We start from the raw sequence: 23,400 nt of genomic DNA on the forward strand, positions 1-23,400 counted from the left end.
CTTTCTTATCCTAATAATCTTACTAAATAGACCTCGTTGCAGCACCCATGCACTGCATTATAAATATTTTGTGCTTGCTTGTAATGCTTTGCCAAACTATAAACGGTCGGTCCGCTGCCGCTCATCAATGCACCATCTGCACCGCTGTTCAGCATATTCTGCTTTAATTTCAAAATATCCGGATGCATCTCCATAGAGATAGCTTCTAAACTATTAGATAAAGCCGAACAAATCTGTTCATAGTCGCCTGATTCAATCGCTTCAATACACGCAGCTGAATGTGATGCTTTCTGCTGCACCGCATTCAGTTTCAATTCTTGGAAGACACAAGGCGTCGAAATCCCTACATTCGGTTTTGCAATGACAACCCATGCCTTCGGAGGCCGTTTAAGCAAACGCACCTTCTCGCCATGCCCTGTACATACAGCTGTTTTGCTGTAAATACAAAACGGAACATCTGAACCTACTTGCTCAGCTAATGTACTCAATTCATCCAGCGTCAAATTCAATTCAAATAATCGATTCATCGCACGCATGGTCGCAGCCGCATCTGCCGACCCTCCGCCAAGACCTGCCGAAACAGGAATCTCTTTATCCAGCACAATCGTTACACCTTGCGGGATTTGATAAGTTTCTTTCATCAGCATCGCAGCTTGAAACGCCAGGTTCTTCGCATTCTCAGGCACAAAATTATAATCCACCTTCACGACTACACGCTGATCCTCGCGTTTTTCAACAGTAACGCGGTCATTCAAGTCCACCGTTGTCATTACCATTTCAACTTCATGAAACCCATCATTTCTTTTATAAAGTGCATCTAAAGTGAAATTAATCTTGGCAGGTGCCTTTTCATATATCATATTACCGCCCACCTTTACTGTTCAATTTGCTTTAGTTCAGAAATGTCTGCTTCACTAAAAAGTGATAAGAGGGTTCAATTTCCCTTGTACAAAAATAAAATGACGTACATCATCTGCATTATCGTTATTATAACACGAACATTGGCACACATTACAGTGGTTAATGTTATGAAATTGAAAAATATTTAAGTAATTTGTGAAGATACGTTATATTCTGCGTATATGATTGCCAACCGCAACAAAATCTCCTTGTTTGTATGCTGTATTTTTCCCTTTTCTTCTCAGCTCCGCTTTTTATTTTGCATGTTCTATAACAGAAGAAGCAGATCTAAAAGTATAAAACACATAAAATGATTATCGCTCAACGCAAAAAAAGAGGAATCCTTAAATCAGGATTCCTCTTTTTAAACGAAGCACATGGCTTCAACTCTATTATTTTCTAGTGTGCAACTGCATCCTGGTGATTTTCGTCTACAAACGAAACTTGGACGTTCTCTGTCAACACATCAGTGTATGTATAAGATACACGTTCAAAGTTATGTTTGTCTTGGTCTAATTCAACAATGAATACTGCAGGGTATGTTTCAGCTAACACTCCGCAACGTTCGATTGTTTTCTTACGACCACCATTCGCTTTAAGTACAATACGGTTTCCTAAATGACAATCAAGTGCATTTTTGATGTCCCAAATTGATTTTGGCATATTGCTCCACCTCGCTACAAATTGTATTATAACACATTTCCAGCGATTCAGTCAAATAAAATTTAAATTTTAACAATACCAATGCCCTATGTCAATATTTTAAAACTCTAATTCTGGGAATTTTTTCAAGTTATTGTACAAATGCGCAAATTCTTTTATAGATAATGTTTCACCGCGGCGTCTCGGATCGATTTCACTGCTTTCCAACCAGTCTTTAATGCGATCTTTTTGTTGTTTGCCGTCAGTAAATAAACTTTGGTAATTGTTCACGATTGTCTTACGTCTTTGGCTGAATGCAGCTTTAGTCATTTTAAAGAAACGATCTTCATCATCCACCGATACCACCGGTGCTTCTCGTTTCATCAATTTCACGACAATAGAATCTACATTCGGCGGCGGCATAAAGACTGTCTTAGGTACAGTTAATACTTTTGAAGTCTCTGTATAATACTGGGCTACAATCGATAATGAGCCGTATGCCTTCGTACCTACTTGTGCATTTAAACGTTCACCGACTTCTTTTTGCATCATTACCACATAACCGTCAATCGGCAGTGTCTGCGACATTAAGTTCAACAATATCGGTGTTGTGATATAATACGGCAAATTCGCAACAACCATAATTTTATCGCAATCTGATAAGTGCGCTTGTACTGCTTCTACTACATTCGCTTTTAAAATATCTTCATTAATCACCGTCACATTGTCATAAGGAGATAAAGTATCCTCTAAGACAGGAATCAAACGCTGATCAATCTCAAATGCGACAACTTTTTTCGCATGTTTTGCGAGTTGCTCGGTTAACGAACCCATCCCCGGTCCTACTTCAATAACACCTGTATTTTCATCAATGGCACTGGCCTCAATAATTTTATGAATAATATTCACATCAATTAAGAAGTTTTGTCCCAAGCTCTTCTTGAAATCAAATTGATATTTATCCAGCAATGCACGCGTTCGCGTCGGTGTTGCGATATCTTTATGCATCATTTATGCTCACTTCCTTTATCTTCGTTTAATGCTTCACGCACATCTTGTTCGGTATAGCCGAAAGCATTTAGTTTTTTCAACAGCTGCTTGCCATTTGAATGTCCAATATGTAATTTACGGCCGAGTACTGCACGCTTATGTCTTGCATCTGCACCGACTATCAAACCTAAATCAATTAAGACATCTTTGCTGATGGATTCCATGCCCTCTTCAAATGGAGATGACACATGCATCAGCGCTTCTTTAATCGCATCCACAGACGCATGTTCTACACCGATTTTTCCGCGTCTGCTTTTTGCTTTTTCACGGTCAATATAAGCATGTTTTACACCCGGTACATGTTCGCGGATAGTATTACGTATTTTATCACCCGGGAAATCAGGATCAGTTAATACAATAACACCTCTTGTTTCCTGTGCATTGCGAATGACATCTAAAGTTTCCCAACTGATTGCACTGCCATTAGTTTCAATTGTATCGCACTCTACAGCACGCTTCACACGTTCTGTGTCATCACGGCCTTCAACCACGATAAACTCATTTATCTTCATATTATTCGTCACCTTTCACGTGTTAACTTCAATACTATACCATATCTTCAAGCTTGAAAAATAAAACATTGTCACATTGAATCACATTCAGCTATAAAGCAAAAGATAACTTCCTAAAAGCACTATTTAGGATAGTAAATGCACTCATCTAGAATTTAGTAAACTGTTTTATCAAAACATCTTTAATAAAGCGATAACACCTTCAATAATCATTCAACCTATACAGACTGTACTGCACAAGTAAAAACACGTCATCGCACGTTATCCCTTACATCAAGGCATTATAAAAGCACCCTTCTCTCGAACGGTGCTTTTACGTGTTATTGATTTAAGTTAAATAACTTTTCCGCGTTTTCTGTTGTTTGTTTAGCAACTTCTTCATAACTGATACCGCGTAATTCCGCAATTTTTTCAGCAACTAAAGTCACGCGCATCGGTTCATTACGTTTACCGCGATAAGGATGCGGTGATAAATAAGGCGCGTCTGTTTCAACGAGTAAGCGATTAAGCGGTACATGTTTTGCGACTTCTTTAGGTTGTTTGGCATTTTTAAACGTCACAGGTCCGCCTAATGAAATATGGAAACCTAGTTTATTGATGACAACATCCGCAATTTCAGGAGAACCGCTGAAGCTGTGCATGATGCCGCCTACTTCTTCTGCATGTTCTTCCATTAAGATATCAACGCAATCTTGTGTAGCTTCGCGGTTGTGAATCACAATCGGCAAGTTGACACGTTTTGCTAAGGCAATTTGTTTTCTAAACACTTCTTTTTGTACATCTTTCGGTGATTTATCCCAATGGTAATCTAAGCCCATTTCACCGATACCGATAACTTTAGGATGCTCAGATAACTTTTCAATCCATTGTTCGCGTTCTTCTGTATAGTCAATCGCGTCTACAGGGTGCCAACCGATAATCGCATATAAGAAATCATATTGGTCGATGAGTTCCATCGCACGTTCGATTGTCGGTGTATCAAAACCTACGACAAACATACGGTCTACCCCTGCTTCACGTGCACGATCAATTACTTCTTGCAAGTCTTCATCATATTGTTCCGCATTTAAATGTACATGTGTATCAATTAACAATGTTAAGTGCTCCTTTCACTACTGTATATAGCTGATGTATTGTCATTATACCCGTATTTGCAAGAGGCATGACAATGAAAAGAAGCGGCTGAAGCATTTCAATCTGCCGGCCGCTTTCTCTTTGTTTTCTTAAACTGTTTCAATCTTCTTATTTAATCACTGCACCGTTAGGAATTGCATTAGGCAGACTTACAAGTGTAAGTACGCCGTCTTTTTCTGCTGATAAAATCATGCCTTCTGATTTACGCCCCATTAATTTCGCTGGTTTCAAGTTTGTGACCACTGCGACTTTTTTACCGATAATATCATCCGGCTCATAGAATTTCGCAATGCCTGATACGATTTGGCGTTGTTCATCGCCTAAGTCTACTTGAATTTTCAACAGTTTATCTGATTTCTTCACGTTTTCCGCATCCATCACTGTTGCGGCTTTGATTTCTACTTTATCAAAGTCTTTAATTGTGATTTGAGGTTTAGAAGGCACTGCTTCTTTTTCCTCTTCTTTTGCTTCTTCCTCAGTTTCAGCTTTCGGTGCTGAACCTTGCATAGATGCTTTAATGAAGCTGACTTCTGCTTCTGTATCTAAGCGCGGGAAGATCGGGTGCGGCTTCTCTGTTACCGTAATCGGTTCTGTCAATGCGCCGTATGCTTTTAGACTGTCGAGTTCGAACAACTCAGGACTGTTGATGTGCAGTTGCGCAAAGATTTCACGCGGTGCGTTTGTAAGGAATGGGCGGAGTAATACAGCTGCGAAGCGGATATTCTCTACTAAGTGTGCCATTACATTACCTAACATTTCTCTTTGGCTGTCGTCTTTAGCAAGTACCCATGGTGTTGTTTCATCAATGTATTTATTTGTACGGCTGATGAATTTCCATACTGTCGCAAGTGCAACTGAGAACTGAAGATTTTCCATATTCTCATGATATTCTTTGACAGTATCTAATGCGAATTGTTCCATTTCAGCATCCAATTCATGTTTAGGTCCTTGGTATGCCGGTAATTCACCATCAAAGTATTTGTTGATCATCGCAATTGTACGGTTCACAAGGTTGCCTAAATCGTTGGCTAAATCAAAGTTCGTACGATCTACGAAGGCTTCAGGTGTGAAGACGCCGTCTGAACCGAATGGCAACTCTCTCATTAAGTAGTAACGTGTCGCATCTAAGCCGTAACGGTCGATTAATACGTTAGGGTCTACTACGTTGCCTTTAGATTTACTCATTTTGCCGTCTTTCATTAAAATCCAACCGTGTGCGAAGACGCGTTTTGGAAGCGGCAAGTCTAATGCCATTAATAAAATCGGCCATACAATTGAGTGGAAACGTACAATTTCTTTCGCCATTAAATGCAAATCAGCCGGCCAATATTTTTGGAACAGACTGTCATCATCTGATAAGTAGCCAAGTGCTGAAATATAGTTCACCAACGCATCAATCCAAACGTAAACAACGTGTTTAGGATTAGACGGCACTTGTACACCCCAATCAAATGTTGTACGTGATACTGCCAAGTCTGTTAATCCTGGTTTGATAAAGTTGTTAATCATTTCGTTCTTACGAGAAGGAGGTTGAATGAACTCAGGGTTCGCATCATAAAACTCTAATAAGCGATCCGCATATTTTGAAATATTGAAGAAGTAGCTTTCTTCTTTCACTAATTCTACTTCATGTCCAGAATCAGGGCTTTTACCGCCGATAATATGACCATCTTTGTCATATTCTGGATCTTCAAGTTGAGATTCTGTGTAGTACGTTTCATCCGGCACAGAGTACCAGCCTTCATATTCGCCAAGGTAAATATCGCCTTGAGCAAGCAAACGTTCAAAGACTTTCTCTACAACTTTCTCATGACGTCTTTCCGTCGTTCTGATGAAGTCATCGTTAGAAATCTCTAATTTTTCCCATAAAGCTTTAATACCTGCGATCATATCATCCAGGTATTCTAATTCTGTAAGGCCTGCTTTATGTGCCTTTTCTTGAATTTTTTGACCATGTTCATCTGTACCTGTTAAATAACGTACATCATAGCCTTGCATGCGTTTGTAGCGCGCAATAACGTCGCCTGCTACAGTTGAATAGGCATGCCCAATGTGTAGTTTACCGCTTGGGTAATAAATAGGTGTTGTTATATAAAATGTATCTTTCGCCATTCCATGCTCCTCCTTGTATCTTACATATTTAATATATCTAAATTCAGTGTTGATTTCAATGCAGAGTCCTGTCACGACAGTATCACACGTACAATAAGCAACGCTTTCGCAAGACGTTTTCACTACATAATTGTCATGTACCCTTCACATGAGTTCGACTGATTTTTATTCCATATGTATATATTGTAACAATTCTAAGTTGCGGTGCATATAGTGAGGGTGTTGAATCTTTCGTATTTGTGTTTAGATTTCACTGCGATTGAAAGAAAAAAGCAACAAGGCACTGCTGATAATAAGATATAAGATACAAACCAACCAAGGTACTGCATGAAATGTCTGACCTTGTATCATTAATTGATTCAAACTTGTTAGTGGCGGTAATATCCAGAGGAATAGTTTCATAAAAGAAAACTGTTCGATGAATATAGGCTTTAAAAAAGTGAGTAAGCCAAACAAGATCAGCAATAGCCAAATATACTTACGTTGTTGAAGATATGAAAACAGGACATAACTCCCAATCACAACACCAAAAAGCGCTGAAAGCACGTGTGTAATAACAGCCATTACGATTTCAGCCACTGTAGGCATCTGACTAAAAACACGAATCACAATCGGATAAACAATCGCAAATAAGACCAGAGGCAGCGCGATAACAAAAGACGTCCACAGTGTCCCTAATACATACTTATAACGCTTGCTTTGCATATGAATTAATAAAATATAACGTTCATTGGGTGAATTTTGCTTAGCAATGAGAGCTCCTATCCATAATACAATCGGAAATAATAACATGTGACTCAAAGTATAACTCGAAGTTACTTGAACACCTTTGTAACTATAAAGCATGACGATGCTTACTATATATAAACAATATGCAGGAAGTATTTGTGGCCTTCTTATTAATTTATGTAACTAATAGGACATCAGACGCATCAATGTCCTTCCCTCCTAACTTCAATAATGTCACACTGCTGCTTTATTAAATAATCCAGTGTCTGATTCACACTATCTAGACTCACTGTAATCATATAGCCTTCTGCAGAAGTCTCAATAGGAAAGTGTTGAGCTACTGCTTGAAGGTGATCGGTATGAAAATATATCGTCGTAATCGGGTACGTATTAAATCGGTCATCCTTCTCGCTTTGACGATCTAATTGAATATGATGTACTGAAGTTGGCCATTCTGCTTGCACTTCATGATTTGTATAAATGATTGTTGTATGTGTCTTTAAGTCATTTAACAAAGCGATGAAATATGCTTTAGCCTCTCCATCAAGACCGGTAAAAGGCTCATCTAAAATCATTAAATCCGCTTCAAGCATCAAGCATTGAATTAAATTAACTTTCTGTCTTGTCCCCTTAGAACAATGAGCAATGGGTGTTTTCAAATAAGGTGATAAACCAAAAACCTCTATGTATGTATTTAAACGTGTGCTGTCATGGTGTCGTCCACGCTTTGTCATTAAAGTGTTTAAAAATGTTTCAACAGATAATGGAATGTTATCTGGTAAATCATCAGGCGCATAACTGATTGACTTCAGAGACTTAGCAAATGTGATTTGGCCAGAGGTCGGATGAGAAAAACCTGCAATCATTTTTAAAAGGACGCTTTTGCCTGCACCGTTGGATCCAGAGATTTCAGTTAGGGTGTGAAGCGGTATGGTTTCGGTAATATTATCAAAAATAGTCTGCTTACCAAACGTTTTACTAACATGATTTAATTGCACTGCAACATGCTTCATAAAGACACCTCTTTATATGGAGAAATCAAACAAGATCAGTATAATCTTATATTACTTTTTCAATAAAGTAAGCTACCTTATGCATTCCCCACTGCGTTAAATATATTAAACATCTCACTTAACTGTTTGTTAATTAAAAAATGCATCCGCATCGTCCAATTCATAATCTGATAGTACTTGGGTGTAGTGTATATAAAGCATGAGAACAATAAAATATATTATTGGCATAATTGTACCAACTGTCAAAATTACAAATTTAGATTCATTGATATTAGGTATCAAGATATATTCTATAATTTTTTGAACCACTATCAACAAACTAAATAGCCACAAAATAATGATAGTGATGATTTTTCCTGATATTTTTCCTGATATTTTTCCTGATATTTTCTCTTCTTTTTCCTTACCTTTTAACCAAAATGGTGTATTACTCAATAAATAAACACCGTAAAGAAACGCAATCAGACACACAAACATTGTAATCATTCCTACCGTCCAATATGCAGTAAGGTAGATAGCATAATTAGCAGCCATAAAAAAGTATATATTGTAACAAGATATAATCATACAGTATAAAATTGCAACATCTAAAACCATAAGTTTAAATGCACTTTTTTTCATTTCTTCATGATTCTTAGGGTATGGAAAAAACAATATCAAAAAGCACAATACAGATGTTATAATTATAAATATATTAGTAATCAATAAATACAAAGGTGTATTTTCTATTGTTAAATTATCAAAGTATTGAACAAAACCCATAAAAGAAAACACCATCGATAATACTGCTAAAATTTGCGGAAGTGGATTTCTTAATTTTTTATATGCATCATTCAATTTAATTACCTCCATTAGTACATCTATTAATATCAACTGCTCAGTCACTTCAAAATCTGAGCCGCTACATAACATTATCTTCTAATACAAAATGTTTTAAAACATAAGTGAAATATATGTACTTTCCCGAACTATTTTCCCTGTATATTCTTTCTCTAATAACCTATTCAAAGAATGTATCCGCATCTTCCAACTCATAATCTGATAATACTTGCGTGTAGTGTATATAAAGCATAAGGACAACAAAATATACCACTGGCATGATTACAGCTAAAAATAAAAATACAGAATTCACTCCATTAATATTAGGTACTGTGAAATATTCAATAATATTTTGGAAAACTACTAAAAGACTTAACGAGAATGCAATTATAATTGTCATTATTTTTTTGGAAACTCGCTCGTCTTTTTTCTTACTTTTTAACCAATAAGGAGTATGGCTAAGTAAATATATTCCATACATTAAGCTCGCCAAACATATAATCATAGTTGATATCCCAATACCCCAAAACACCGCAAGATCTATACCCATATTTGCGCCCAAAAAGAAGTAGATATTGTACATAGATACAATCAAACAATATAATACTAAAATATCTAACACCATAAGTTTAAACGCACTTTTTTTCATATCCTCATGATTCTTAGGGTATGGAAAAGCCAATATAATGAAACATATTATAGACGTTGCAATTATTATTAAAGAACTTATGATTAGATACAATGGAGTATCTTTTATTGTTAAACCGTAAAAGTATTGTACCCACCCAAAAAAAGAAAAAAATATAGAGAAAAACCCGAGCATTTGCGGTAAAGGCTTTCTTAATTTTTCATATGCATCATTCAAATTGAGTCCCCCCATTCTCTCTTTTATTCCAACTTATATAAAAAGCTATGAACCATCAATTCAAATCTATTTCTTTATCTAATGCCATTATTCTCTAATTCAACGTTAGACCTTTGTTCCACCATTTATGATATTTAATGATTGATAGTATTGATCCCGTTGTATAAGCCAGTATCCCTAAAACAAAAAATACATATTGTAGTGTAATTATATTTGTTCCATAGATTATTGGTCCAAATTCCGCACCGATATGCAATGTTATAAAGGTTGTTAATACCATGAACATAGTAAATACATACAACATACCCACCGTTATATAAAAGAATACATTGTTCACTTGACTGAAGATATTTGTTTTAGATGGAAACGTGAATAATGGCCAAACCAGCCCTACTATTAAAACACCTAGGCAACCTACACTCAGTATAAAACCATCAATACTTAATATATTCATTACAAGTCCAATAACTAATAATATCCACCATACGTGTTTCATTGCACAATCTCCTTGTGATTAGTTCTGTTGCTTTGTTTTAACATTAATATCCCTGCTACTAACCACACTACAAAACCTACAAGGTTAAACGTTAAAACTCCAGCAATGATATGTAAGATGCCGCTAACTTTATTATCTTTGTCTATCTTGCGAAAAGTTATAAATCCTAGTGATTCTGAAACAAGTAATAAGACTAATCCAATTGAAAGACCAACAGTAAAAGTGTTACGTGCTGCTTCGACACTTTGTACATGGACTTCACCATTAACAGTCGTTGTTACCTCTGGATTAGTAACACCTGCAATATTCGCAATCAAAAATAACAATAACACCACCAACCCTAATCCTTGTACAACCAATCCAATTATGGATGCACGTAAAATAGAATACTCGCAGCATTAAAAAATGTTAGACTTCTTTACTTTTCATTTTAAGAATAAAACAACAGAGCATTGTTAATAACTGTTACTCTGTTGTATGAATTGTTATCTCATTAAGTTTTTCATAATAACATATACCAAACTAACAACTGTCACAATAATTGCTATGTATAGAAGTTTAGCGCCTTTTTCTTGATTGTGTTTTTTGTAGTTCACTGCACAAATGATACTACCGATTCCAAAAATCGGAGTAATTAATGAAAGTACAATTAAAATCCATGTCCATACTTTTAGCGTTTTACCTGGTTCTCTAGTTTTTTCCGCCATGTTTTATTCTCCTATCTCTATTTTTTTAATCCTGACTATGGGAACAGGACACACATGCATGTTTGAATGAAACACAAATGTGTGTCCGTTCCCATTAAATTTTTATTTCATCTTTTTGAACTTTCCATTTTTATCGCGTATTAAATCAAAGTTATATTTTTTACCTTTTAATTTATATTTCACAACGACTTCCTTTACCTCTTTATTATCTGTATATCGTTGAGTAGCTATATCCGTTACAAGATCAGAAGGTAATTCAACTGGATCATTAAACTTAAGTGGTAGTGTTAGTTTTTTTGTATCCTTGTCATAAACTACATTTTTACGATCTAATTTAAATATTTTAATTACGTCCATTTTTTGTTCGCTTTTATGCATATCATTTTTCACTGACCTTGGTAGAGGATCCCCTTTTGAACATCCAACCGTAATCAATACAATGACAGTTAACAGTACGATACTTAATTTTTTCATAGTCATCTCCTATATCAGTTATATTTATTAGACAATGATGGCAAATATAATCAGCCAAATAAAAGTACCTAAAGGTCTTAGAGTAATAAATGCAAACTTGCCTCTTTTTACAGCGAGCACAATATCAATGATTAAATAAACAATAATCATCAAAAATAGGATAAGGCCTAATGCAATTAAACCGCCTTCTAAATCTTGCTTTAACGCAGGTGTTAATTTTAACTTAATCGCAATCATACAAACTACCGATATCACACCTGAAATAATGCCTTTATACTTCGCAGAAACCAAATCGATTTTAATACTTTCAGCTTCTTCATATTTAGTCTTTGTTAAAATATGATCATGTACAGGTCCCATACTCTCTAGTTTGACTTTATAAGGTCGATTCCAGAATGATTTAATTGCTATCCACCCATAGATCACAAAAGCCACGATTAATACAAATATGTAATTCTGCAAAGAACTGAAACTTGGATTCACAAAAATAAATGTTATTAAAAAGATCAATGCTGCAATTCCATAAGCAATCCACTGCAGTAATTTAATGCCCTCCGCATACATCACAGCAGTGATATACACTACGTAATACAAACCTGCCATCAACAACAATAATAATATGGTCATAAGCGCTCCTATTCTTCCATTACTTTAACTTTGATGTCTACCCAACTCATATCATCAATTTCATTGATGATATGATAATACGGCGATACTCTTCTAAGATTATTTGTTTTCGCAAAGTTTTCTAATTCTGTTAACACTTCTTTTTCTTCTTTTTCATATTGTTTTGTCTTTAATCTGCCTTCTAGCATTTGATTAATGTATAAATACGTTCTAAATCCTAAGTCATTTCCTGGTGTAAATGGCATATCTACTGGCATCATCAGCGTGACATTAACTTGATTGTCTTTCATAAATTGAGTGTATACAAGGATTAAAGTGCCATCTTTATTTAGGCCATAACCACCTGCAAGTTCAATAAAACCTTTCGCACATTGACCCAATTCAACTCCACTGTATTTCACCCTCTTCCTTAAATAATAAAATTTCATGGAACTACTTTTAAAAACTTCGATGCCTAATCAATTGTCCTAACTAATTGTCAATTTATTTCAAACATATGTAATTAAAGTGATTTGTTACATGTTCTAGAAAGGGTTTTTTGATTTAAAATCTAACACAGCTCTTACAAATTGATTTAATACAATAGAACTAAACACCATTGCCCCAAAAATCATTATAGTGACCACTATAATTACAAAGCGTGAATCTAAAATATCAGGAATGGTAAAGTATTCTATTATTTTTTGAATGATTACAATATATGTAAATACTTTACAAATATTTACACTGACTAACTTTCTGACTAATCTATCTTCCTTAGTTTTCCATTAAACTTTTCTGGATCTTTTAATAATAAAATGTGTTGAATAATTTAGGAAAAATAACTAATAGTCATAGCTAACGTTCCAATTATCCAAAAATTAAATAGATATATACCATTTTGTGCTGCCAAGTAAAAGTATATATTGTACGCTGCAAAGGTAGCATTATACATCGAAAGCGCACATACAATAGAAAAGAAACTTAGCCTTTTAATATATAATCGGAATTGAGATGGTTTTCTTTCAAAATACAAAGGAATAAAGCTTATTATAATCACTACAAACTGAACTATCGTAGATACTATTAAATAAATAGGGGTGTTTTTTAAATCAAGTCCGAATATAAACGTTAAACTTGTAAACCCAATCAAAAACAAAGTGAACAAAGCAGTAAATTGTGTAGCTGGTTTTCTTATGGAATGATATACATCGATTTCTTTATTATTTATCAAGTGAAATCACCTCCAGCATCCTTACCAAAAACTTTTATTCCTAATCCAACCATATTTATATTCACATTACTAATGTTACTAGCTACTTTTTTAGTGGCTTTCCATCCAACAAACTGCCTTATTGAGCTTACTGCTTTATCTTTAGCTAAGTCTGTTAAATTTTTCCCATTAAGTACTTTCACGTCTGTCATGATACTCATCCCCCCATCTATAGCTCCTAAATCCACAGATAATCCAACTAACTTTTTATTAGTTAATTCTTCAGAGGAAAAATTTAATGCTATTACTAAAACACACCTGTTCAATTTATGTAATAAAATTAAGACCATACGCATGAACATCTTCCTAAGTTACAGCATGTTCAGTTGACTTATATTAACTAAAAGATAATAAAATTTAATCCTATTTTATTGAATGAAGTTAATTTTCGGACAAATGAAGCAAGGTCTCCTAGCTGATTCTTTGCTGTATGGTCTTGAAAAAATGGTTATTGTAAACCGAAATTTTGTGATAATTATTGGTCTGTTTCTTCAACAGTATCTGTTGTACTGTTTAATTGTTGTTTAATTTCTTTTAATAATAGAGAGAATCGCTCTACTTTAGGGCTAAGTTGGTTAAACTGTTCTTCAAAGCGATTAAATGCTAGTCCTTCCCATTTCGCTGCAATTTCACCTTGATCACGTGTTAAATCAGACAATATTTATCTAAATTGTTCTAATCCATTACGGTATGATTGGGACTTCGCTCTAATTTCTTCGAGTGACATTTTAATTAAAGCCCTTGCACAAAAAATCCTCTTTTGCTATCTTAAGTTTTAGAAAATACTATTAATTTCTTTAATAGTTAATAGTGTTTTCTAAATAAGCATATATAACTTTTGTAATTTTGTATAGACCCTTTACAAATTATTTACGATTATCTTTTTAATCATTTTGATTATAACAATAAAAAAAGTAAAGGAAACAATTGAAATGAACAAACGTCAATCAAAATTACCATTTTTATCACTTGTCCTAATTAACTCTTTATTTTTAAATACTATTGCTTCTTCTGAAACTTTAGATGAAGCAAAAAGCACACCCAAATGCTGACTTCAAAGTAAATTCATCGGACGGATTATTTACATATGCATACGGAAACAATAATGAATCGGTGTAAACTCCAAAGAATAATACTCAGTCATCCAATGTAAATCCACACCGAAATTCTACTCCCAGCACACAGCCTAATCAATCACCTCAAGTAAAAAACACCACAAGAAAATTATGGTCGATAACAACAATCACAGAACTCATTATCAATTCAACCACAGGCGATACAATCGAAATCTAATAACATAACTTTACAGCCATCTCCACCACGAGAAACTGCACCAAGTTTACCTGTACAAGATAACACTCTACCTTCTACTCAAAATATAAGCACTAATGCCTATGGTAAAGATGAACACTGATTTATTAATTCCATAAATGTAGACTTGCTTTATGATGAACTATCACTGCAAGAGTTTAATAAAAAAGCGAGAACACCTGAAGGTAAACCCCTAGCAATGGATAATGGAAAAATAATCTATATACCCTAGGCCAATGTACATATTATGTGTTTGATAAACGTGCCGCTGATGGTAATACCATCAGTACATTTTGGGGGGATGCGAAAAACTGGGCAAGCCAAGCTAAAGCTGCGGGATTTAGAGTAGATAACCAACCTAAAAAAGGTGCAGTTTTTCAAACACCTATTGGAGTATGGGGACATGTAGCCTACGTTGAACGCGTTAATATTGATGGCAGTATATTTATCTCAGAAATGAACTTCATAGCTCCTTATATAACGTCAACGCGTACTATTTCAGCTGCAGAAGCAAAAAATTATAATTACATCCATTAATTATCGCAATGTTCCTTAATGACAATACTTAATCATATCTTTACGATAATTTTTAATTAATTCAAAGCAATATTAGTATAATTATTTCTAATGACTTAAAAATGATGATTATTATCAACCAATGAGGTGACCTATGAAAAAGCTGCTTTACACAATTATAATTTCAACAACTCTATTAGGTGGATGCAATGCATTGAAAGATATAACAACTGAAAATAACGTTCCGCGTACAATGCCTGTCAATGAATATAAAGGACAAGGTTTTCAGCCTAAGGCTGAAAAAGATGCGATTGAATTAGCCGAAAAACACAAAAAAGAATTTGCGGACTTGGGTGAGCGTTTCTTTAAAGATAATTTTGGTTTGAACGTCAAAGCCACGAATGTCGTTGGGAACGAAGATGGCATTGAAGTTTTTGTTCATTGCGACGATCATGATATCGTTTTTAATTCTAGTATTCTACTCACTAAAAATTCTTTAAGTCATAAAGGAAACATGCGCGCAAGCGAAGAAAGCGATGAACTTGCTACTCAAATTGGTAAAGTAGTCAGTGGCTTTGATTACAAAGCAAACAAAAAAGAATATGATGAACTCTACCAATACTTTAAAGATAATCAAAAGAACTATGGTTATTACGGATATACCAAAGAAGCGATTAATAAAACTCAAAACTCTGGTTATCAAAATGAATTCTTTTGGATTAGCGGCTATCCTATTGATTTAGCCCATTACGATAAATACTACAAACCTTTGATTCAAATGAACCAAAAAGAATTTAGCGAAAAATATCATCAAGCTAGAAACAATGCTATTGGTGGTGTATCTAAAACGCATGTTCTTACAACATTTTTTGACAAAAAAGAAGAATTTAGCAAAAACAAAGAAGGATATAAGTTGCCAGCAATTGCCAACGATATTAAAAGTTACAAACTGGGGCCTTCCAAAGATACTGTCGATATCACACTAATGTATACAAACAATGAAATCCGAACTTATGACGGCACAAAAAATGAAAACACTAGAATGTCTTACGGAGTGTATGATGACTAAAATGAGAATGAAAGTACAACTATACGTGCACTAGATGCTTCAGCTGCAACGATACAAAGTAATCTTCAATTAATAAATCAAGATCTTAATAAGCTTTCACTGTATTAATCAATATAAACCTTTTCAATTTAGATACATCAAGTATAATGAGGTGATTTATGAATAAGCTAGTTACTGTTATTGTCACTTTTTCTTTTTTGTTAGGAGGTTGTTCCTTTTCAAGTCAGCAAGTTCCACGTACAATGCCTGTCAACGAATATAAAGGACAAGGCTTTCAGCCTAAGGCTGAAAAAGATGCGATTGAATTAGCCGAAAAACACAAAAAAGAATTTGCGGACTTGGGTGAGCGTTTTTTTAAAGATAATTTTGGTTTGAATGTCAAAGCCACGAATGTCGTTGGGTACGAAGATGGTGTTGAAGTTTTTGTTCATTGTGACGATCATGATATCGTTTTTAATTCTAGTATTCTACTCACTAAAAATTCTTTAGTTAATAAAGGAAACATGCGTGCGAGCGAAGAAAGTGATGAACTCGCTACTCAAATAGGAAATGTAGTCAGTGGTTTTGATTACAAAGCAAATAAAAAAGAATACGGTGAGCTCTACCAATACTTTAAAGATAATCAAAAGAAATATGGTTATTATGGTTATACCAAAGAAGCGATTAATAAAACTCAAAACTCTGGTTATCAAAATGAATTCTTTTGGATAAATGGCAGTCCTACAACTCTAGAAAACTACGATAAGTATTATAAACCATTAATAAAACAGAAAAACAATGAATTTAAACAGTCCTATTTAAAAAATCGCAAAATCGCAATAAATCAAGAAAAAAGTGAACTTATTACAAGTCTATTTTCCAAAAGCACTCAGTATAATCCAAAAAAAGAGAGTTATAAACTACCTATAATCGCAAAAGATATTAATCAACTTTCTATTGGTCCCTCTGAAAAAGAAGTTTCAATTTTTCTCTTTTATACAGAAAACAAATTAGAAACATTTAATGCTAGACCATATCAAAACCATAAGGCAGTTTATGAGGTGTACCCAAATGAAAAACACGATTACTGAAAGAGATAAGATTGAATTATGTAGTTACTGGACGTACCAAGATTATACAATGCAAAAAGATTTTGATGTGAACGTCAAAAAGTTTAAAATAGTTGACGAGTATCATGCTAATGAAAATACAAATGGCTTGATCAAAAATAAAGTCAAAGGTATTGATATTGATAACATTACAGAAGAACAAATAGAAAACACTATGTTTATAAGTTGAATACACGTCCTCGTAAACGATTTGATTGGAAAACACCAGCAGAGCTTTTCAATGATAAGGTGTTGCACTTAATTTGACAATTGAAGTTCCTTTAATCTCAGTAACTATCATATCCGAATCTTTTCCATTCGTATCGTAGTATCCTATCACTCTTTTTCATCTAAACCTATTGTGTATTTCTAACTAAATTCTATTAATAATTTGTAATTCAACCTTATTTGAGTGTATTTTTGTCTATGTACAAGTATTGTGAATTTCATTACGTTTATAATTCTCTATATGTATATAAACTTATATTACTTAAAAATTACTTTTCCTAATAACTACTATAAGTACTTGAACCTTTTATCCTAATAACCAGCTATTGTTTCTTGAATTTTGAATTATAATTTTACCTTTTCAAAAGAATAAAAACTGAAATTATCATCCAAATTATAGTCATTAACGGGGCTATAGACTTGAAAAAGAAAATTCCGTATCTAATTTTACGAACTACATCAATAATGAAGGATACAAGAAAAATGCAGATAGAAACAAAAACAAGAAATTTATCGAACGCTATAAACTCTTCATTTATTGGTGATGGGATAACTAGAAAAATTATCACCATTAATGCAACAGAGACTATAAAATAATAAACCGATCTTATTCTAGCTGTTTGAAGATAACTTTCTAAATCTTCTATTTCTTCGCCTTTCGAATCTGTTTCCTTTAAAATTAAATATTGAACTAACTCTGGCTTTATCCAAAACATTTTAACGGCAGTATACATATACACAAGAGAACCAACAATCATAAAATAAAAGTAGTTACTTATATCAATATCGGTCGCTTTTTTTCCTATAAAGTAAAAAACAGTGAGTATGATTACAAATGCAGCATCTACTATCAGTCCAAATAAAGATATCCCCTCAGATTTAAATATAGATGCAACTACTATCAAATAAAATAAAACAAACAATCCTATTAAAATAACATAATCCAATTATAATATCCTCCTATCAAGTACTCCTAATCATCGCATTCCAACATGTTCATTAATTTTCATAAATCCGAGCTTTAACATCAATCCATGCCTTTTCGTCATTATAATTGGTTCTCAATGTATGAAAATATGATGAGATAAATGTAAGGTTCTTTTCCTTAGCAAATTCATTCATGTCTTCTAAAAGTTCAATTTCTTCTTCTATAAAACGATTAGTTTTAATACGACCTTGCAGCATCATACTCATGCAAAAATAAGTTCTATAATTTAGCTCTTCACTCGGTCTAATCGCCCTATCTACAGGCATATAAATTTCCATATTGCATTTACCTTGAAGATCAATTTGAGTAATTACATATGTAATTGGTCCCATTGAATTCAAGCCTTTTTGATTACATAATCTTCTGAAATCTTCAAATTTATTTTTAAATTCATCAGTTGTTAAATCAAAATATGTTTTATACACAACATTTTTCATCATTATTGAGGAATAGCTGTATTTATTCATTCACTTCTTCCTCCACATCTAGTTCTGCATATATTTCAAATACAGAACCTCCAAAATAATCAACCATAACATGGTAATAGGGCTTATTCTTTAATTTTAAATTGTTGGCAGTAGCAGCTTCTTGAATATTTTTATAAACAATCTCAAATTCATCTTCTTCAAAACACTTTTCAGAAAGTGTGGGTACTACTTCCAACATATTAATGTACTCAATATTTAACTCAGGTATATCCTTTAATTCACTATTCAAAGATATATATACAGAATATTGATACTCTCCTATACCAACAGGTTTCCTCGTGAACATAATTGGTCCCATCGGATAAATATCTTTATCGACAAAAAAATCATTTACTGTATCTAATGCCTCTAGCCAATCCTCACTCTCGTCTATTTGAAAAGTGATTTTGACACAATACGGCATAATTAACATTCCTAGCTCCATTAAATTAACACCCCATGTTCTTTAATACTTTCTTTAAGAAAAACATAAAATGCAATTGTTCTTATCATTAACAAATGCACGCAAAAGACCAAAATACCACTAAATAAAAGATCTTTATTTCCTCCATATAAAGTTGGTACATTAAAGTTTAAAACCATAATACTCACGATAGATAATAACGTTAAAATGCCACCAATATATTGATACACTTCAAACTTTTTCGACTTATTTTCTTTAAAAGCATTACTTCCAAACACATAAAGACCAAATACAGACAAAACTACCAAGAAAAAATAAACCAACCATATATTAAGTAAATTAAAATAATTTATAAGATTAAAAAAATAAACATTTCCATATCCAAACGGAATATTGTATCCTACAATCGTATTAATAATGATATATTTATTAATTAAATTCATAGAGAATTTTTTCGCTTCTCTTTTTATTTGAACAAATAATATAATCCAAGTTATAATAGAAAAAGCAAAATAACAATACCAATATACAGGTATTTCACCCAATACATTATTGCTTATAGCTAAACTAATATACTCAAGCCATATTGCAATATTAAGCAATGAAAAGGCAAAAACATAATTATTCCTTATACTTTCTGCATAATAACGTTGGTTTTCAATTTCTTTTTTATTCATTGTTATACATTCCTTCCAAAATACTTTTTAACTTAAGCTGTGAATTCTGCTATCCGCTAAAATTATTTTTAAGTATTCGACTCAAGTTTTCTTTTGCGTAATCCTTCCTTGACTTCCCTTTTTGATCAGTTTTGTCCAGAAAACTTCCTACAGCAGCACCAGCAGCTGCTCCTAATAATGTTCCTACTACTGGGACCGGAATGGCACTTCCAAGAATTGCACCAGCTACCGTACAAGCGCCATCACTTGCTAAATCCACACTCATTCCAGCAACTTTTTCTTCCCATGTTTTTTTGCTTAGGTTGTCGGTAATGTCAAGTACTATTCCTACTGGTTTCAAAACTTTGCCACCGATTCTGGACATTCCTTTTAATTTTTCTAGTGAATTTTTGTGTTTGAATTCCTTCCTAGCTTTTTTATATCTTTTTTGATACCATCTTTCCAAAAGCTTTTACTGTTCTAATGGTTTCTACCAATCCTCATTCTGTTTTATCTGAAAGGTGAATTTATCACAATCTGACATAATCAATAAATCTAACTCTATTAAATTAACACCCCGTGTTCCTTAATACTTTCCTTGAGTAATACATAGCATGCGAAAGTTCTTATCATTAGCAAATGCACACAAAAAACCAAAATACCACTATAGAAAATGTCTGTATGCACATCATAAACAGTTGGTACAAAAAAACCTAAAATCATAATACTTCCCGTTGCTAATAAAGATATGATGCCACCTAAAATTTTGGAAAATTCAGATTTTCTTGTTTTATATTCTTTGAAACTGTTGGTACCAAACATATATATGCCAAATGCAGATAAAGCAACAAGAGAAAGATAAAGCAACCATATATTTATCAAATTAAAATGATCAATCATATTTAAAAAGTAAATATTACCATATCCAATGGCTATATTATATCCAACAACAATATTAACCATAATATATCTACGAATTAAGTTTATTGAAAAACTTTCTTTAGATATTTTTATTTGGAAGAACAAAACCACCCATAATACTATTGAAAATGCGAAATAACAGTAAGCAAATATCGGGATTTCATCCCACATATCACAATATGACACCACAAATATATATTTAATCCATATTATAATATTCAGTAATGAAAAGGGAAAGATGTAATTATTCCTTATATTCTCCACATAATAACTTTGGTCTTCAATTCCTTTGTTTTTCATTTATATATTCCTTTTCCTTCCAAGACATTTTTAAATTTAATATATAATTTTACTATCTGGCAAAATTTCTTTTTAGAACTCCAGTTAAATTTTCTTTTGCATAATCCTTCATAGATTTTCCGTTGCCAACTTTTGTATCCAACGCTCTATCTACAACAGCACCAACAGTTGCTCCTAATAATGTCCCTACTACCGGAACCGGAATAGCACTACCGATTATTGCACCAGCTACCGTACATGCTCCACCACTTGCTAAATCCACACTCATTCCAGCAACTTTTTCTTCCCATGTTTTTTTGCTTAGGTTGTCGGTAATGTCAAGTACTATTCCTACTGGTTTCAAAACTTTGCCACCGATTCTAGACATTCCTTTAAATTCCTTTTGAGCTTTTTCATATCTTTTTGGATGCCATTTCCCCAAAAACCTTTTGAATTTTTAACTAGCGTCTCTCTTGAATTTAAATTTTCCTTACCATTACCTTGATAATCTATTAACATGAAAGTAATTTTATATGTATGAAAATTAACCAATAAAGATAAAATATAATACTGAATAATTTCTGGCTTCCCTGATCACTTAGTACCCGCAATTAAACCATTCGGGACGTGTACTTTTTCATGAAGATGCAATTTTTAAATATCATCATTTCCTCTAACGCATAACGAAACAGCCATTATTTTATTTTGTTTCAATCTCTTTCCACCGCTGTTTGTATTTAACTATTTATAAAGTCCAATTCGAAATTCCATTAACATAATTATCGAGATTTAACATGAACTTCATTTACGATTACTTTGCTTAAAGTAATTTTAAACCTATTCTTGTTCTTTATATTTGATTTTAAAAAACTGTATTATTTTTTTATCCAAGTTCCTTAATGCTAGATTATATTAACGATTGTACTTTGTAAATATTATTTACAGATAATTTACACAACTGTTTTTGTAGTATCACTAAGATATTAAAATAAATTACAATTTTACAAAGTAATTTACAATCGATGCATCAAATAAGTCATTCACTTACACTTATGAAGCAAATCAAAATACAAGAAAAAACCAATCAAACAACCTCGAAAGTAAAAATACCTTTTCAAATTCAATATCTGATAAAAGTGATTATAAAAACCACCAATCTACCAAAAGTAACGATTTCGATCAACAAATGAAAAGTGCGCCAGAGCCATTTCATCTCATATCTTCAAATATTGATATCATAACTCATGCAAATTCTAAAAATAAAAATGTATTAGTTACTCATGCATACGGTAAAGATAAAAGAGGATTTATTAACTCGACTAATGTAGAATTGCTTTATGATGAATTAGTATTAGCAGATTTTAATGAAAAAGCGAAAACGGTTGATGGGATGCCTCTTGCAATTGGAAATGGCAAAATCATTTCAAATCCTAATTTCTCAAATAAAAATAACTTATATACGCTTGGACAATGTACTTACTATGTATTTGATAAACGTGTACAAGATGGAAACTTAATTAGCACTTTATGGGGGGGATGCGAAAAACTGGGCCAGCCAAGCCAAAGCTGCTGGATTTAGAGTAGATAACCAACCACAAAAAGGGGCAATTTTCCAAACACCTCTCGGTGCATGGGGGCATGTAGCTTACGTTGAGCGTGTTAATATAGACGGAAGTGTTTTTCTTTCTGAAATGAACTATATTGCTCCTTTTATTATTTCAACAAGAACCATTCCGTCAGCTGAAGCGCATACTTATAACTATATACACTAGACTTAGTTGAATTAAAAGATAAAGCAACAATAAATATTAATAAAATGAAACTATCAAAAAATGAGGCGAACTATGAAAAAGCTAATCTGTTTCTTTTTAATTACTACTTTACTATTAGGAGGATGTAACAGTATGAAAAAAATAATGACTAATAATGCTATTCCTGAAACAATGCCCGTTAATAAATACACTGGGCAAGATTTTCAACCCAGAGCTGAAAAAAATGCCATTCAACTAGCAAAAAAACATAAAGAAGAATTTGTACTGCACCCCAAAAGTTGAACCTACAAAATTCAACTTTTGGGGTGTTTAATTATGAATAAAAGTTATAGTTTAGATTTCAAACTTA

Annotated in this window: 30 protein-coding genes and 4 pseudogenes; 7 read left to right on the plus strand and 27 right to left on the minus strand. The window is 33.2% G+C overall.

Annotation, left to right across the window (positions count from 1 at the left end):
* Positions 1-5: 5 nt before the first annotated feature.
* The 19 genes and pseudogenes from ispE to DVJ99_RS09450 all read right to left on the minus strand — a co-directional run bounded on the left by ispE (position 6) and on the right by DVJ99_RS09450 (position 14,059).
* Positions 6-860: a 4-(cytidine 5'-diphospho)-2-C-methyl-D-erythritol kinase gene (gene ispE / locus DVJ99_RS09355; protein WP_105994605.1), complete on the minus strand. Its 855-nt coding sequence runs from the start codon at positions 858-860 to the stop codon at positions 6-8.
* Between the two features lie 439 nt (positions 861-1,299).
* Entirely contained in the window at positions 1,300-1,563 is a 264-nt protein-coding gene (veg, locus tag DVJ99_RS09360) for a biofilm formation stimulator Veg (protein ID WP_105994604.1), read from the minus strand.
* Positions 1,564-1,662: 99 nt separating this feature from the next.
* Positions 1,663-2,553 carry a 16S rRNA (adenine(1518)-N(6)/adenine(1519)-N(6))-dimethyltransferase RsmA gene (gene rsmA, locus DVJ99_RS09365; protein ID WP_114604003.1) on the minus strand — a complete coding sequence of 297 codons (891 nt, stop codon included), beginning with the start codon at positions 2,551-2,553 and terminating at the stop codon, positions 1,663-1,665.
* Positions 2,550-3,104, minus strand: coding sequence for a ribonuclease M5 (rnmV, locus tag DVJ99_RS09370; RefSeq protein ID WP_114604004.1), 555 nt, complete (start codon positions 3,102-3,104; stop codon positions 2,550-2,552). The genes rsmA and rnmV overlap by 4 nt, the downstream gene beginning before the upstream one ends.
* A 320-nt stretch (positions 3,105-3,424) precedes the next feature.
* Positions 3,425-4,198, minus strand: a complete 774-nt coding sequence (locus DVJ99_RS09375; RefSeq protein ID WP_114604005.1) for a TatD family hydrolase — start codon at positions 4,196-4,198, stop codon at positions 3,425-3,427.
* Positions 4,199-4,346: 148 nt separating this feature from the next.
* Positions 4,347-6,350, minus strand: coding sequence for a methionine--tRNA ligase (gene metG, locus DVJ99_RS09380; protein ID WP_114604006.1), 2,004 nt, complete (start codon positions 6,348-6,350; stop codon positions 4,347-4,349).
* A 243-nt stretch (positions 6,351-6,593) separates the two neighbouring features.
* Positions 6,594-7,196 (minus strand): hypothetical protein, encoded by a 603-nt coding sequence (locus tag DVJ99_RS09385; RefSeq protein WP_162912169.1) that lies wholly within the window; start codon positions 7,194-7,196, stop codon positions 6,594-6,596.
* Between the two features lie 86 nt (positions 7,197-7,282).
* Positions 7,283-8,092 carry an ATP-binding cassette domain-containing protein gene (locus DVJ99_RS09390; RefSeq protein ID WP_114604008.1) on the minus strand — a complete coding sequence of 270 codons (810 nt, stop codon included), beginning with the start codon at positions 8,090-8,092 and terminating at the stop codon, positions 7,283-7,285.
* Between the two features lie 129 nt (positions 8,093-8,221).
* Complete coding sequence (locus DVJ99_RS09395) at positions 8,222-8,929, minus strand: DUF5079 family protein (protein ID WP_162912170.1); 708 nt, start codon at positions 8,927-8,929, stop codon at positions 8,222-8,224.
* Positions 8,930-9,092: 163 nt separating this feature from the next.
* A complete protein-coding gene (locus DVJ99_RS09400) occupies positions 9,093-9,776 on the minus strand; it encodes a DUF5079 family protein (RefSeq protein WP_162912171.1) in 684 nt (227 codons plus the stop codon).
* Between the two features lie 94 nt (positions 9,777-9,870).
* Positions 9,871-10,272 carry a DUF5084 family protein gene (locus DVJ99_RS09405; protein ID WP_114604011.1) on the minus strand — a complete coding sequence of 134 codons (402 nt, stop codon included), beginning with the start codon at positions 10,270-10,272 and terminating at the stop codon, positions 9,871-9,873.
* Positions 10,269-10,631, minus strand: coding sequence for a DUF4064 domain-containing protein (locus DVJ99_RS09410; protein ID WP_162912172.1), 363 nt, complete (start codon positions 10,629-10,631; stop codon positions 10,269-10,271). Before DVJ99_RS09410 ends, DVJ99_RS09405 begins: the two co-directional genes overlap by 4 nt.
* A gap of 126 nt (positions 10,632-10,757) precedes the next feature.
* Entirely contained in the window at positions 10,758-10,979 is a 222-nt protein-coding gene (locus DVJ99_RS09415; RefSeq protein WP_105994593.1) for a hypothetical protein, read from the minus strand.
* Between the two features lie 102 nt (positions 10,980-11,081).
* Positions 11,082-11,453, minus strand: coding sequence for a hypothetical protein (locus DVJ99_RS09420; RefSeq protein WP_114604013.1), 372 nt, complete (start codon positions 11,451-11,453; stop codon positions 11,082-11,084).
* Between the two features lie 27 nt (positions 11,454-11,480).
* Positions 11,481-12,080, minus strand: a complete 600-nt coding sequence (locus DVJ99_RS09425; protein ID WP_114604014.1) for a DUF5080 family protein — start codon at positions 12,078-12,080, stop codon at positions 11,481-11,483.
* 8 nt (positions 12,081-12,088) lie between these two features.
* Positions 12,089-12,508: a DUF5085 family protein gene (locus DVJ99_RS09430; protein ID WP_114604015.1), complete on the minus strand. Its 420-nt coding sequence runs from the start codon at positions 12,506-12,508 to the stop codon at positions 12,089-12,091.
* Between the two features lie 383 nt (positions 12,509-12,891).
* Complete coding sequence (locus DVJ99_RS13480) at positions 12,892-13,293, minus strand: DUF5079 family protein (RefSeq protein WP_114604017.1); 402 nt, start codon at positions 13,291-13,293, stop codon at positions 12,892-12,894.
* On the minus strand, positions 13,290-13,628 hold the full coding sequence (locus DVJ99_RS09445) for a hypothetical protein (RefSeq protein ID WP_205527056.1): 339 nt from the start codon (positions 13,626-13,628) through the stop codon (positions 13,290-13,292). The genes DVJ99_RS13480 and DVJ99_RS09445 overlap by 4 nt, the downstream gene beginning before the upstream one ends.
* A gap of 179 nt (positions 13,629-13,807) precedes the next feature.
* Positions 13,808-14,059: pseudogene (locus tag DVJ99_RS09450) on the minus strand (WXG100 family type VII secretion target).
* An 833-nt stretch (positions 14,060-14,892) separates the two neighbouring features.
* Here DVJ99_RS09450 and DVJ99_RS09455 point away from each other — a divergent pair.
* From DVJ99_RS09455 to DVJ99_RS13485, 4 genes and pseudogenes are all read left to right on the plus strand, one after another.
* Entirely contained in the window at positions 14,893-15,180 is a 288-nt protein-coding gene (locus DVJ99_RS09455) for a CHAP domain-containing protein (protein WP_205527057.1), read from the plus strand.
* 133 nt (positions 15,181-15,313) lie between these two features.
* The gene (locus DVJ99_RS09460; RefSeq protein ID WP_114604018.1) at positions 15,314-16,228 is read left to right on the plus strand and encodes a DUF1672 family protein; all 915 of its coding nucleotides are present in this window, start codon (positions 15,314-15,316) and stop codon (positions 16,226-16,228) included.
* A 158-nt stretch (positions 16,229-16,386) separates the two neighbouring features.
* A complete protein-coding gene (locus DVJ99_RS09465) occupies positions 16,387-17,298 on the plus strand; it encodes a DUF1672 family protein (RefSeq protein ID WP_114604019.1) in 912 nt (303 codons plus the stop codon).
* Positions 17,299-17,407: 109 nt separating this feature from the next.
* Positions 17,408-17,583: pseudogene (locus DVJ99_RS13485) on the plus strand (IS30 family transposase); the annotation flags it as partial.
* Positions 17,584-17,897: 314 nt separating this feature from the next.
* On the opposite strand, the gene DVJ99_RS09475 reads toward DVJ99_RS13485, so the two are convergent.
* The 8 genes and pseudogenes from DVJ99_RS09475 to DVJ99_RS13310 all read right to left on the minus strand — a co-directional run.
* Positions 17,898-18,491 carry a DUF5080 family protein gene (locus DVJ99_RS09475; RefSeq protein ID WP_114604020.1) on the minus strand — a complete coding sequence of 198 codons (594 nt, stop codon included), beginning with the start codon at positions 18,489-18,491 and terminating at the stop codon, positions 17,898-17,900.
* Positions 18,492-18,543: 52 nt separating this feature from the next.
* A complete protein-coding gene (locus tag DVJ99_RS09480) occupies positions 18,544-18,999 on the minus strand; it encodes a DUF5085 family protein (protein ID WP_114604021.1) in 456 nt (151 codons plus the stop codon).
* Entirely contained in the window at positions 18,992-19,444 is a 453-nt protein-coding gene (locus DVJ99_RS09485; RefSeq protein ID WP_114604022.1) for a DUF5085 family protein, read from the minus strand. Before DVJ99_RS09485 ends, DVJ99_RS09480 begins: the two co-directional genes overlap by 8 nt.
* Positions 19,444-20,100 (minus strand): hypothetical protein, encoded by a 657-nt coding sequence (locus tag DVJ99_RS09490; protein WP_114604023.1) that lies wholly within the window; start codon positions 20,098-20,100, stop codon positions 19,444-19,446. The genes DVJ99_RS09485 and DVJ99_RS09490 overlap by 1 nt, the downstream gene beginning before the upstream one ends.
* 49 nt (positions 20,101-20,149) lie before the next feature.
* Positions 20,150-20,545 (minus strand): glycine zipper domain-containing protein, encoded by a 396-nt coding sequence (locus tag DVJ99_RS09495; protein ID WP_114604024.1) that lies wholly within the window; start codon positions 20,543-20,545, stop codon positions 20,150-20,152.
* A gap of 98 nt (positions 20,546-20,643) precedes the next feature.
* Positions 20,644-21,300 carry a hypothetical protein gene (locus DVJ99_RS09500; RefSeq protein WP_114604025.1) on the minus strand — a complete coding sequence of 219 codons (657 nt, stop codon included), beginning with the start codon at positions 21,298-21,300 and terminating at the stop codon, positions 20,644-20,646.
* A 52-nt stretch (positions 21,301-21,352) separates the two neighbouring features.
* Positions 21,353-21,721 (minus strand): hypothetical protein, encoded by a 369-nt coding sequence (locus DVJ99_RS09505; protein ID WP_162912173.1) that lies wholly within the window; start codon positions 21,719-21,721, stop codon positions 21,353-21,355.
* A 38-nt stretch (positions 21,722-21,759) separates the two neighbouring features.
* Positions 21,760-21,981: pseudogene (locus DVJ99_RS13310) on the minus strand (FtsK/SpoIIIE domain-containing protein); the annotation flags it as partial.
* 484 nt (positions 21,982-22,465) lie between these two features.
* Between DVJ99_RS13310 and DVJ99_RS13315 the strand changes: the two are divergent.
* The 3 genes and pseudogenes from DVJ99_RS13315 to DVJ99_RS09520 all read left to right on the plus strand — a co-directional run bounded on the left by DVJ99_RS13315 (position 22,466) and on the right by DVJ99_RS09520 (position 23,333).
* Positions 22,466-22,858 carry a hypothetical protein gene (locus DVJ99_RS13315; protein ID WP_240430831.1) on the plus strand — a complete coding sequence of 131 codons (393 nt, stop codon included), beginning with the start codon at positions 22,466-22,468 and terminating at the stop codon, positions 22,856-22,858.
* Between the two features lie 13 nt (positions 22,859-22,871).
* Positions 22,872-23,051, plus strand: a pseudogene (locus DVJ99_RS13320) (CHAP domain-containing protein); the annotation flags it as partial.
* 132 nt (positions 23,052-23,183) lie between these two features.
* On the plus strand, positions 23,184-23,333 hold the full coding sequence (locus tag DVJ99_RS09520; RefSeq protein ID WP_162912174.1) for a DUF1672 family protein: 150 nt from the start codon (positions 23,184-23,186) through the stop codon (positions 23,331-23,333).
* Positions 23,334-23,400 lie beyond the last annotated feature (67 nt).

This window comes from Staphylococcus sp. EZ-P03, from assembly GCF_003344575.1.
GTDB classification, from domain to species: Bacteria; Bacillota; Bacilli; order Staphylococcales; family Staphylococcaceae; genus Staphylococcus; species Staphylococcus simulans_B.

What these genes read in the sequence shown, in the direction of transcription:
- DVJ99_RS09500 (WP_114604025.1), bottom strand. Translation starts at nt 21,300, where the DNA reads ATGAAAAACAAAGGAATTGAAGACCAAAGTTATTATGTGGAGAATATA.
- DVJ99_RS09445 (WP_205527056.1), bottom strand. Translation starts at nt 13,628, where the DNA reads ATGCGTATGGTCTTAATTTTATTACATAAATTGAACAGGTGTGTTTTA.
- DVJ99_RS09430 (WP_114604015.1), bottom strand. Translation starts at nt 12,508, where the DNA reads ATGAAATTTTATTATTTAAGGAAGAGGGTGAAATACAGTGGAGTTGAA.
- metG (WP_114604006.1), bottom strand. Translation starts at nt 6,350, where the DNA reads ATGGCGAAAGATACATTTTATATAACAACACCTATTTATTACCCAAGC.
- DVJ99_RS09520 (WP_162912174.1), top strand. Translation starts at nt 23,184, where the DNA reads ATGAAAAAAATAATGACTAATAATGCTATTCCTGAAACAATGCCCGTT.
- DVJ99_RS09480 (WP_114604021.1), bottom strand. Translation starts at nt 18,999, where the DNA reads ATGAATAAATACAGCTATTCCTCAATAATGATGAAAAATGTTGTGTAT.
- DVJ99_RS09425 (WP_114604014.1), bottom strand. Translation starts at nt 12,080, where the DNA reads ATGACCATATTATTATTGTTGTTGATGGCAGGTTTGTATTACGTAGTG.
- DVJ99_RS09485 (WP_114604022.1), bottom strand. Translation starts at nt 19,444, where the DNA reads ATGGAGCTAGGAATGTTAATTATGCCGTATTGTGTCAAAATCACTTTT.
- DVJ99_RS09420 (WP_114604013.1), bottom strand. Translation starts at nt 11,453, where the DNA reads ATGAAAAAATTAAGTATCGTACTGTTAACTGTCATTGTATTGATTACG.
- DVJ99_RS09490 (WP_114604023.1), bottom strand. Translation starts at nt 20,100, where the DNA reads ATGAATAAAAAAGAAATTGAAAACCAACGTTATTATGCAGAAAGTATA.
- rnmV (WP_114604004.1), bottom strand. Translation starts at nt 3,104, where the DNA reads ATGAAGATAAATGAGTTTATCGTGGTTGAAGGCCGTGATGACACAGAA.
- DVJ99_RS13315 (WP_240430831.1), top strand. Translation starts at nt 22,466, where the DNA reads ATGAAAAGTGCGCCAGAGCCATTTCATCTCATATCTTCAAATATTGAT.
- DVJ99_RS09465 (WP_114604019.1), top strand. Translation starts at nt 16,387, where the DNA reads ATGAATAAGCTAGTTACTGTTATTGTCACTTTTTCTTTTTTGTTAGGA.
- DVJ99_RS09405 (WP_114604011.1), bottom strand. Translation starts at nt 10,272, where the DNA reads ATGAAACACGTATGGTGGATATTATTAGTTATTGGACTTGTAATGAAT.
- ispE (WP_105994605.1), bottom strand. Translation starts at nt 860, where the DNA reads ATGATATATGAAAAGGCACCTGCCAAGATTAATTTCACTTTAGATGCA.
- veg (WP_105994604.1), bottom strand. Translation starts at nt 1,563, where the DNA reads ATGCCAAAATCAATTTGGGACATCAAAAATGCACTTGATTGTCATTTA.
- DVJ99_RS09460 (WP_114604018.1), top strand. Translation starts at nt 15,314, where the DNA reads ATGAAAAAGCTGCTTTACACAATTATAATTTCAACAACTCTATTAGGT.
- DVJ99_RS09415 (WP_105994593.1), bottom strand. Translation starts at nt 10,979, where the DNA reads ATGGCGGAAAAAACTAGAGAACCAGGTAAAACGCTAAAAGTATGGACA.
- DVJ99_RS09385 (WP_162912169.1), bottom strand. Translation starts at nt 7,196, where the DNA reads ATGCTTTATAGTTACAAAGGTGTTCAAGTAACTTCGAGTTATACTTTG.
- rsmA (WP_114604003.1), bottom strand. Translation starts at nt 2,553, where the DNA reads ATGATGCATAAAGATATCGCAACACCGACGCGAACGCGTGCATTGCTG.
- DVJ99_RS09390 (WP_114604008.1), bottom strand. Translation starts at nt 8,092, where the DNA reads ATGAAGCATGTTGCAGTGCAATTAAATCATGTTAGTAAAACGTTTGGT.